At 44.1% G+C, this 10,948-nt stretch carries 8 protein-coding genes; 7 read left to right on the top strand and 1 reads right to left on the bottom strand.

Features of this window, described 5'->3' with window-relative positions:
• Nucleotides 1-12: 12 nt before the first annotated feature.
• The 7 genes from LMH68_RS05925 (at nucleotide 13) to LMH68_RS05895 (ending at nucleotide 9,674) form a co-directional block, all read left to right on the top strand.
• Entirely contained in the window at nucleotides 13-537 is a 525-nt protein-coding gene (locus LMH68_RS05925) for a phosphatase PAP2 family protein (protein ID WP_017062930.1), read from the top strand.
• A gap of 54 nt (nucleotides 538-591) precedes the next feature.
• Nucleotides 592-1,647: an MJ1255/VC2487 family glycosyltransferase gene (locus tag LMH68_RS05920; protein ID WP_017068817.1), complete on the top strand. Its 1,056-nt coding sequence runs from the start codon at nucleotides 592-594 to the stop codon at nucleotides 1,645-1,647.
• 346 nt (nucleotides 1,648-1,993) lie between these two features.
• Complete coding sequence (leuO, locus tag LMH68_RS05915) at nucleotides 1,994-2,953, top strand: transcriptional regulator LeuO (RefSeq protein ID WP_102332759.1); 960 nt, start codon at nucleotides 1,994-1,996, stop codon at nucleotides 2,951-2,953.
• Between the two features lie 201 nt (nucleotides 2,954-3,154).
• Nucleotides 3,155-4,963 carry an AMP-dependent synthetase/ligase gene (locus LMH68_RS05910; protein ID WP_017066937.1) on the top strand — a complete coding sequence of 603 codons (1,809 nt, stop codon included), beginning with the start codon at nucleotides 3,155-3,157 and terminating at the stop codon, nucleotides 4,961-4,963.
• A gap of 460 nt (nucleotides 4,964-5,423) precedes the next feature.
• Nucleotides 5,424-7,181 (top strand): acetolactate synthase 3 large subunit, encoded by a 1,758-nt coding sequence (locus tag LMH68_RS05905; protein ID WP_017062926.1) that lies wholly within the window; start codon nucleotides 5,424-5,426, stop codon nucleotides 7,179-7,181.
• A 1-nt stretch (nucleotide 7,182) separates the two neighbouring features.
• Nucleotides 7,183-7,677 carry an acetolactate synthase small subunit gene (gene ilvN, locus LMH68_RS05900; RefSeq protein WP_008219984.1) on the top strand — a complete coding sequence of 165 codons (495 nt, stop codon included), beginning with the start codon at nucleotides 7,183-7,185 and terminating at the stop codon, nucleotides 7,675-7,677.
• Between the two features lie 113 nt (nucleotides 7,678-7,790).
• Nucleotides 7,791-9,674, top strand: coding sequence for a diguanylate cyclase (locus LMH68_RS05895; protein ID WP_102332760.1), 1,884 nt, complete (start codon nucleotides 7,791-7,793; stop codon nucleotides 9,672-9,674).
• Nucleotides 9,675-10,255: 581 nt separating this feature from the next.
• On the opposite strand, the gene LMH68_RS05890 is transcribed toward LMH68_RS05895, so the two are convergent.
• Nucleotides 10,256-10,927: a GntR family transcriptional regulator gene (locus LMH68_RS05890; protein ID WP_080582236.1), complete on the bottom strand. Its 672-nt coding sequence runs from the start codon at nucleotides 10,925-10,927 to the stop codon at nucleotides 10,256-10,258.
• Nucleotides 10,928-10,948 lie beyond the last annotated feature (21 nt).

The raw sequence follows: 10,948 nt of genomic DNA, 5'->3' as shown, positions 1-10,948 counted from the left end.
TAAGGAGATCGTATGCGTACTATCGAACCTATTGTCCGCTGGGATGTGGCATTTTCTGTTTTCTGTTTAAACAACCGCTATGGCGGGCAACATGCAACGCTCAGTAAAGCGGTGTCTCATACTGGAGATGGACACCTTTATGTTTTGATTGCCTTGATTGCACTGCTGGTCGATAGCAACACCGGTCGAGACTTTCTTTTGGTGGGCTTAACCGCCTTCGCAATCGAACTGCCTATTTACTGGTTTGCTAAAAATACCCTCAAGCGCCGTCGACCAGCTGAATTCTCTTCACTACTTCACTCTCATATTGTGCCATCCGATAAATACAGTCTGCCTTCAGGGCATTCCGCTGCTGCTTTTGTTATGGCGACCCTAATCGGGCATTTCTATCCGAGCTTGTACCTCTTTAGCTTGGTGTGGGCAACTGCGATTGCAGGCTCTCGAATCCTGCTCGGTGTGCACTTTTTAACGGACGTACTGATTGGCGCAGCCTTGGGCATCGCTTGTACCAGCCTAGCTATCAGCTTCATCCTGTAATTATTTTGTTGGCAACTACTGCCGAGCTTAAGTGGTAAATTTAAAGGAACATGCATGAAAATTTTATATGGCGTACAAGGCACAGGAAATGGGCACATCGCTCGAGCGAGAGCAATGGCCGTCGCTTTTCGTCAGCAAAATATTGATGTCGATTTTCTGTTCTCTGGGCGAGATGAGAGCAAATACTTTTCGATGGAAGCGTTTGGCAACTATCAGACCCGCAGCGGCTTAACTTTTTACAGCGAGCAGGGGCAGGTTAAATACGGCAAAACATTCATGAAGAACAACATCTGGCGATTTCTCCGTGAGATTAACCAGATCGATCTTACGCCTTATGACTTAGTGATTAATGATTTTGAGCCTGTCACTGCATGGGCGGCTAAGAGACAAGGTGTGCCATGCATTGGGATAAGCCACCAGAATGCGTTTCGTTATGATGTACCCAAAGAAGGGGGCAACTGGATTGAACATTCAGTGATTCAACATTTCGCCCCAACCGAGCACTCTATTGGCTTGCACTGGTATCACTTTGAACAGCCGATTTTGCCGCCTATCGTTCACACGCTGGTTGGTGAGCAACAAACCAAAACAGCACAAGACTTTACGTTGGTCTATTTGCCATTTGAGGATCTTGAGTCGATCTCAGAGCTGCTGATGAAGTTCATTTCGCAAAACTTTGTCTGTTACCACCCGGATGTGATTGAGCATAGCCGAGTTGAAAATATTGAGTTCAAACCACTGAGTCATGCGGGCTTTCAATTCGACCTCAATCAGTGCTCTGGTGTGGTCGCAAATGGCGGCTTTGAATTGCCATCTGAAGCCCTAACTTTGGGGAAGAAATTGCTTCTCAAACCACTCGAAGGACAGTTCGAACAACAGAGCAATGTGGCGACGCTAGAGGCCCTTGGGTTAGCTCAAACCATGACGTTTTTAGATGCGGCTATCTTGCGGGCTTGGCTCAGTGAAAAACAGGCCGAAGTGGTCACCTATCCAGACGTGGCAAGTGCACTCGTTGAGTGGGTATTAGCAGGGAATTGGTCTAATCAAGATGATTTAAGAAAGCAACTTTGGGACAAGGTCGACTTTCCAAGTTATGCATCGCTCACCTAACTCATAAGTGCTATTTCTGAATTGACCGGTTGAACAATTCACGAGTTCAATAAATTGTAACAAATGTAACCAAACGATAGAACAGCTAAATAAGTCGAAATTAAACTCATAAGTGACGCATTTTATGTTTTTTTATAACTCTATAAATAATTGATTTTTAGATGTTATTTAATAATTAAGGTAAAATAAAATTATTCTTTATCAATCTTGTTGGTAGCTCGAGATGCATTGGTTAATAGTAATGTCAATCCGAAAAACATCGGTCTGATAAATATAAGAATTAGTGGTTATCTATTCTCATACCATTACCAATTTAACGCTGTCGAACCGACAAGAGGCAACTTGAATGTTAGATAAGAAAGACGCAATGAGTGCTATTGCAAGCTACAGAATGGAAAGCACACTTCGTGGAGTCGACTTAAATCTTTTGACTGTATTTGATGCAGTTATGCAAGAGCAAAACATTACACGTGCAGCTCACAATCTGGGTATGTCTCAGCCTGCTGTAAGTAACGCTGTTGCTCGTCTAAAAGTGATGTTTAACGACGAACTATTCATGCGTCAAGGTCGTGGTATTCAACCGACTCAACGTGCTCGTCAGTTGTTTGGTCCTATCCGCCAAGCGCTACAGTTAGTACGCAACGAACTACCAAGTTCTGTGTTCTCTCCAGAGTCGTCTTCTCGCCTGTTCAAACTTGCGATTTGCAGCCCTTGTGACATGCGTTTTGCACCTAAGATTATGTCGACAATTAACGAGCAAGCACCAAGCGTTAAACTGCACATGGACGCTGAGTTCGATCGTCAGCTTTCTGAGCGTATGCGCTACCAAGAAATCGACTTCGTGATCGATTACGCTCGCTTTGATGAGCAAGGTTTCTCAAGCACTGAAATCTTCCAAGATGAGTTGGTTGTTGTCGCTTCTGCTTTTCACCCACGCATTAACGGTGAAGTAACAGCGGCAGAGCTGCTTAACGAAAAGCACGCGAAATTGTCTCGCATTCACGGTCAACGTAGCTTCTCTGAGCAAGCTTACCGTGACCTAGACTGCATGCCTTTCTACGAAGGCACGAGCCTAAGCAACGTTCTTTACGTTGTAGGTCAGTCTGAACTAGTAACGATTGCTCCTCGTTGGATGGTAGAACATGCAGCAAACAAAGAGCAGCTTCAGATTCTAGATTTCCCATTTGATAATGCGGCAATTTCAGGCTTCCTAAGCTGGCACGAATCAAGTGAAAAGGACAAAGGACACATTTGGTTACGAGATCAGTTAATGATGATCTGTGGCGAAGTAGTGGCACTTAACTAGACACTAATCCCTATGTTTTATAAGCCCTAAGCTAGGAGTCTGGCTTGGGGCTTTTTTGTACCTGCTATTTTTGTTGATAGAAAACTTAGCGTGAGACGTACTATTACTTATAACTTTGAGCTTCATCAGTTGCCTTTTCCATGATCAGAGGTACACTTGTGCGCTCAAAAAAGCTTACAGGTGTAAGCCAAGGGTAAAGAGATGGCCAATTTAGATTTTCATATCGTAAAAAGACTTCGTGACCAAATTGCCCAAGGCGGCAACCGTACAGCTTTGAAGCACAAAGTAGATAATGTATGGCAAGGTATTAGCTGGCAGCAGTTTGGACAACAAATCGATACGCTTTCATTAGCACTGTTGGCTCAAGGACTGAGAGTTCAGGATAAGATCGGTATCTATTCGAACAATATGCCTCAATGGACCGTGGCAGATTTTGCATCGTTACAAGCACGCCTTGTGACTGTGCCGATTTATCCAACGAATACAGCAGCACAGTCTTCTTACATCATCCAAAATGCAGATGTGAAGATCTTATTCGTTGGTGAGCAAGTTCAATTCGATGCGGCGGTTAGCCTGTTTGAAGAGTGCGAGCAGCTAGAAGTTGTTGTGGCTATGTCTGATGACATCGACCTGCAAGGACACAGCTTTGCCGTATCTTGGAATGACTTCATGGCGCGTGGCGTTGAAGCACAACAAGCTGAACTTGACGTGCGTCTTGCTGATGCAAGCATGGACGACCTGCTGACTCTTATCTATACCTCTGGTACCACAGGTCAGCCAAAAGGCGTAATGCTTGATTACACCAACATTGGCTACCAGTTAGAAGGCCACGATGAGCGCCTTAGCCTGAGCAAAGACGATGTCTCATTGTGTTTCCTACCGTTATCACACGTATTTGAGCGTGCTTGGACGTTCTACGTTCTTTATAAAGGCGCAACCAACTGCTACCTGCAAGATACGATGCAAGTGCGTGATGCGCTAAGTGATGTGAAACCTACTGTAATGTGTGCGGTTCCACGCTTCTACGAGAAGATCTTCTCTGCGATTCACGAGAAGGTATCTAAAGCACCATTTATTCGTAAAGTGCTATTTACTTGGGCGGTGAACATGGGAGCAAAGCTTTCAGTTTGTCACCAAGAAGGTCGTACTCCATCGTTGATGCTGAAGAAGAGCCATGCGCTAGCTGATAAGCTTGTGCTATCTAAACTGCGCGCTCTACTCGGCGGTAACATCAACTTCATGCCATGTGGTGGCGCGAAGCTTGATGAGACGATTGGTCGTTTCTTCCATGCTATCGGCATCAACGTAAAACTTGGCTACGGCATGACAGAAACCACGGCAACAGTATCTTGTTGGGATGATCGCTGTTTTAACCCTGATTCGATTGGTATGTCGATGCCGGGCGCAGAAGTAAAAATTGGTGCTAAGGACGAGATTCTTGTTCGCGGTCCAATGGTGATGCGTGGCTACTACAAGATGCCAGAAGAGACAGCTAAGACATTCGATGAGCACGGTTTCTTGAAAACCGGTGATGCGGGTCATTTTGATGAAAATGGTAACCTGTTCATTACTGATCGTATCAAAGAGCTGATGAAAACTTCTGGTGGTAAGTATATTGCCCCGCAAGTGGTTGAAGGTGCGATTGGTAAAGATCACTTTATCGAACAGATTGCTGTTATCGCTGATACACGCAAATTCGTTTCTGCGCTGATTGTTCCTTGTTATGACTCGCTAGAAGAGTACGCCAAAGAGCTTAATATCAAGTATCACGATCGCGTTGAACTGGTTAAGCACCACCAAATCGTCGAGATGCTAGAAAAGCGTGTGAATGACCTACAGCAAGAACTGGCTAAGTTTGAGCAAGTGAAGAAATTCAAACTGCTACCAAAAGCATTTTCTATGGATGATGGTGAACTGACACCAACTCAAAAATTGCGTCGTAAAGTTATCAACGATAAGTATCAAGACGAAATCGAAGAAATGTACAACGAAAAGCCTAAAGATAAGTAGTTTTCTGCTTAGATAAATTTTCAGTTGTTTAAAAATCCCCCTACGAATGTGATTGCATTTTTAGGGGGATTTTTTGTATCTAATGACACAGCATAATGTGCGAAAGCGCACACCAGCAAGCTCGCGGTTTATCGATAAATAGCGATCTATTAAAATATTAAGTGCTTTTTTTTGTTCGCTAACTAGTGTTTAAACCTAGCGTGGAGGGCTGAGTTGGGTTTTATTTAATGCTTTGAGCTAATAGTTGGTTTTTTGGCATAGTTGCCGAATAACAGGTGTTAGACCAGATGATAATAAAGCGTTAAAGTTGTTTCGTATTACTGTTTGTTGTTATCACGACAGACAGCCATAGCCGAAAAAGTGGAAGTATTTCGAATTAGGCTACGAATAAGCCCTAGACTATGAAAAACCAGCCCAACATGTTCACCAAATATGATTGGAAACTGGTGAGGAGAGCAATATGACAACAAAACCTGAAACAGCCATGTCATCCGGCGCTGAAATGTTATCCGGCGCTGAGATGGTGGTGCAGTCTCTAATTGAAGAGGGTGTAGAACAAATCTTTGGTTATCCAGGTGGTTCTGTACTTGATATCTACGATGCGCTGCATGCTAAAACTGCTGAAATTAAACACGTATTAGTACGACACGAACAAGCCGCTACCCACATGGCAGATGGCTATACTCGTTCTACTGGTAAACCGGGTGTAGTACTTGTGTGTTCTGGTCCAGGTGCGACCAATACCGTTACTGGTATTGCAACAGCCTACATGGACTCAATCCCAATGATTGTTATTTCTGGTAACGTACCAAATAACCTTATTGGTAACGACGCCTTCCAAGAGTGTGACATCGTGGGTGTATCACGCCCGATCGTTAAACACAGCTTCTTAGTTAAGAAAGCGGAAGATATCCCTGAAGTCGTTAAAAAAGCATTCTATATTTCAACGACAGGGCGTCCCGGTCCTGTGGTTATTGATCTGCCGAAAGACATCTTAAACCCACAAATCAAGCTTCCTTATGAATACCCAGAAACGCTCAAAATGCGTTCGTATAACCCAACGGTTACGGGTCATAAAGGTCAGATCAAAAAGGCGCTAAAAGCCCTTCTTGAAGCGAAGAAGCCGGTACTTTATGTCGGTGGTGGTGCGGTTATTTCTGAGGCAGATAAGCCGCTGTTAAAATTAGCAGAGGCACTGAATTTACCTGTGGTAAGCACCCTAATGGGGCTTGGCGCTTTCCCTGGCACCCATAAGAACTCTTTGGGTATGTTAGGCATGCATGGTTTATATGAAGCCAATATGGCGATGCACAATGCGGATTTGATCTTTGGTATTGGCGTACGTTTCGATGATCGAACGACTAATAACCTAGATAAGTACTGCCCTGATGCGAAGATCATGCACATTGATATCGACCCATCTTCGATCTCTAAGAACGTAAAAGTGGATCTACCGATTGTAGGTTCTGCTGAAAAGGTTCTAGAGAGCATGGTGAACTTGCTCGTTGAGCAAGGCGGCACTAACGATGCAGAAGCGATTGAAAGCTGGTGGAGTGAAATCAAGCAGTGGCAAGAGCGTGACTGCCTAGCTTACGAGAAATCGTCTGAGCGCATCAAACCACAGCAAGTAATTGAAACACTGCATAAAGTAACCAATGGCGATGCCTATGTTGCTTCTGACGTAGGTCAACACCAAATGTTTGCTGCTTTATACTACCCGTTTAACAAGCCACGTCGTTGGATTAACTCTGGTGGTCTAGGCACGATGGGCTTTGGCCTGCCTGCTGGTATGGGCGTTAAGTTTGCTAAGCCAGATGAAGAGGTGGTTGTGGTAACCGGTGACGGCAGTATTCAAATGAATATCCAAGAGCTGTCGACAGCACTGCAATACAATATCCCGGTTAAGATTATTAATCTTAATAACCGTTTCCTAGGCATGGTAAAACAGTGGCAAGACATTGTTTATCAAGGCCGTTACTCTAACTCATATATGGACTCTGTTCCTGATTTTGCTGCTATCGCTGAGGCTTATGGCCACGTTGGTATGCGCATTTCATCTCCGGATGAACTGGAATCAGGTTTGGAAAAAGCACTAGCGATGAAAGACCGTTTGGTATTTGTCGATATTAGTGTGGATGACACCGAGCACGTATACCCAATGCAGATCAAAGGCGAGGGTATGGATAACATGTGGCTAAGCAAAACGGAGAGAACATAATATGAGACACATTATTTCACTACTAATGGAAAACCAACCTGGTGCGCTTTCTCGTGTGGTTGGCTTGTTTTCTCAGCGTGGCTACAACATCGAGTCTTTGAACGTATCTCCAACCGATGATCCGACGCTGTCTCGTTTGAACGTCACTACTAACTCGAGCGAAATGCAGCTTGAGCAGATTCAGAAACAACTGCATAAGCTAATCGACGTACTTAAAGTACAAGAAGTGTCTGAACTTGAACACATTGAACGTGAGCTGTTGATGGTAAAAGTACGTGCGAGCGGCTTTGCTCGTGCGGAAGTGAAGCGCACAGCGGATATCTTCCGTGGTCAGATCGTTGATGTTACGGCTTCTCAATATACGGTTCAAATGGCGGGTACTAGCGAGAAACTGGATGCCTTCATTCAGGCGCTGTCTGAAGTGACGGAAGTGCTTGAAGTAGCTCGAAGTGGTGTTGTTGGCATCGCACGAGGCGAACGTGCGTTGAAAGCCTAGACGATAAGTCTTTAAAAAATAACTTTAAAGCCGCTTTTTTAAGCGGCTTTTATTTTGTTAATTTTTTAGAGTGCTATAATCCCGCGCTGCACTTCCATTCATCTGAGTTAGCAATGCGAAATAAAAAATCAATAATTACATTGCTGATTATCTCTATCATATTGTCTTCTGCAGTATGTCTGTATTATTTGCAGCGCTACAAAGAAGTAAAACAGCAGAGCTTTGACTACTCAGCTAAGCAAGCCGTTCATCAGTTAGTGTATGCCAAGCGAGATTATGATCTTCTCAAGACTCAGTTAGTCTCGGTCATGGAGCTACTCAGTCATAGCCAGAGCTTGGTTAACTTTGCTTCCTCTCCCTCAGACCAAACCAAACATCTACTTGAAGAGGTCTGGCAATCTGTTCTCGTGAACCAGAAGTGGTATACACAAATCCATCTGTTAGATGTCACTGGCAAAGAATTGGTGCGTGTTAACTATTCCTCTGATACCGGTAGAGTGACGTTTCCTCAACAGCTGCAAGATAGGTCGGATTCTAACTACTTCCAATACGCTCAAAAACTAGAAGCCGAACAGATTGGCGGTTGGGGTATTGAGCTTGAAACTGAGCATGGTGAAGTCACCTTCCCTTATTCGCCGGTAATCCGTGTCTTTACCCCAGTAGAAACCCCTGACGAAAGAGTAGGCTACCTCGTCATCAATCTTGATGTATGGGGCTTATCGTCGCGTCTGAGCTTTTCACCAGATAACGATCTTAGAGCAGAAGTTCTCAATGACGCGGGTTACTTCATCGCGAGTAACAACAGCGGTAAGTTGTTCGGAGACTCTATTCCTGAAAGAAAAGGCTATAACCTGAAAAATATCGCGCCGAAGACGTGGGATGCGATCTCCAATGATCAGGTGGGATACGTTTTTGAAGATGGTAATTTGTTTGCCTTTAACACGGTTATGCTCGCGAACAGTCAAAAGGTCCATTTACTGATTCAACTTAATCAAAAGCAACTGATGGATCGGGCTGAGCGTGATCTAGATGATTTGGCCCATGAAGAGATCATTGTTCTGATTACGGTGCTGATATTCGCTTTCCCGTTTGCTTACCTGGTGACGCACTGCCGACGCCGAAGCCTAGAGAGTAAATTGGCACGCGCCGCATTGAATGGTATGTCGGCAGTGATGATCTCTGACAAGCAGCACCGCACAATGATGATCAACAACGAATTTGAGAACATGACTGGGTACTGCAAAAAACAGGTGATCGGTCAAAATGCATTGCAGTTGCTGCTTGAGAATACCGACCAAGTGCTCTCAAGCTCGGCTATTTGGAGTCATTTAGAGCAAGAAGAAGTATGGGAAGGGGAGGTTCAGTGTAAGAACAAGCTGCGTATTCCTTTTACTGCGATCATGCGAGTGCATGCGGTCAAAAACAATTCAGGCAAAGTCAGTTACTACATCACCTCGTTGGTTGATATTTCCGTAAGGAAGGAGCTTGAGGTACGTTTGAGGATTTTAAGTGAACGTGACTCTTTGAGTAATCTCTGGAACCGACGAAAATTCGAAGAGCAGCTGGCCTACTATTCTCGCTTGGTTGAGCGTTACCCGAACGAAACGACCACTTGCTTAGCCTTAGTCGACATCGATAACTTCAAGCGAATCAATGATGAACTTGGCCACGACGAAGGTGACCGTGTGATTGCTGGTGTTGCTAAGCTTCTGCAAGACAGTCTTCGTGGGACGGATTTTGTTGCACGTGTCGGAGGGGAAGAGTTTGCACTCTTGATGCCACACACCTCACTGCCAGAAGCAAAGCGCGTATTGGATCGCTTACGAATCGAGATTGAGCTAGCGGCCGGAACTAAGGTAACAGTGAGTGTTGGCTTTACGGATTTAACCAGTAACAGCACTCGCTCATACAAGTGTGCGGATGTTGCGCTTTACGAATCTAAATCGTCTGGCCGTAATACGGTCTCTATGTGTCCTAGCTATGATGATGTCGCTTAGGGTCGCTTCTATCTAGTCCTGTCTTCTATTTCCTTCACCTCTTCAAGTCGCGGCCCGACTCACTTTATCTCTCCCCCTTTTTATAGGAATCTCACTTTTGAGCGACCTATGTCACAAAATCTATACAGTTAGACTAAAGTCTAATGCTGGTGGAAATTTGAGCTAAAATGAACAATAAGTAAACTACCTTGCTTCAGATTACATCGTGCTTAACGGTGTAATAAATAGAGTGTTTACCAGATGTAAAAGGATGACACCGTTAACTTAATTCAACTGATTAGCTAGCCTTTTCAATGGTTTGAAAGGCAGCAGTAGAATTAGGTTAGCTGGAGCAAGAGTTTGGGGATCATACAGTCTGGTTAAAAGAGGCGTGGTATGTTTGTCGATTTTTTAGTTAGGTTAACCATAGGCACATTAGCCATTCTTGGCTTTCAATTGAGTGCATTGTATTTTTTACCTATGGTTGTGCTGCTCAATACTCATCACAAAGAGTTTTTTGGGTGGTAGTTCAGTCGTAATACTGGAAACAAAAAACGGAGCCATTGGGCTCCGTTTTTATTTGGTTAGAAGCTACTTTAGCGTTATGCCGCTTCGATAACTTCTTCAATTCGTTTCATTGAACCTAGCAGGTGTTGATCAAGCAGTTCAGTCGCTTGTTCTACATTCTTAGAGAGTACTAGTTTCATGATCATTTCGTGTTCATCAATATTGAACAGATCATCTGATGCGCTTTCTGCAGACATAGCGAGGAAGCGGTAACGTTTCACTTGGTTAATTAGGTCATCAAAGAACTTAAACATGTTCTCTGAATCTGCACCTTCAAGCAGTGCGACATGGAATTGCTGGTGGCGCTCTTCCCATTCTACACAGTCAAACTCTTCAGATACGTACTGTACTCGCGATAGTTTATGGTAAGACGTTAGTACATCCAGTTCCCAGCTCTCATCACCTGCTGCAATCGCTTTTTTAAGCAGAACCGATGATACAACACGAAGGCTTTCGTATAGGTCATTCAGTTCTTTCTTTGATACAGGAGATACCCAGCAGCCTTTTTGTGGCTCTAGCTTTACGTATTTGCTCCAAGATAACTGTACCAAGGCTTCGCGAATAGGGGATGCGCCAACGTTGTAGCGTGCTTTTAGATCAGCAACAACAAGCTTTTGGCCTGGGGTTAACTCACCATTAAGAATATCTTGGCGAATCATCTTTGATACTTTGTCAGTGAGCGTAGGACTAGACATTACAAACCTCATCTATATATGATTTCTAGTCTG

The organism is Vibrio sp. F13, assembly GCF_020806305.2.
Lineage (GTDB): Bacteria > Pseudomonadota > Gammaproteobacteria > Enterobacterales > Vibrionaceae > Vibrio > Vibrio crassostreae_C.
The sequence above is the reverse complement of the archived record's forward strand: the minus strand, read 5'-3'. Positions and strand labels throughout refer to the sequence as shown.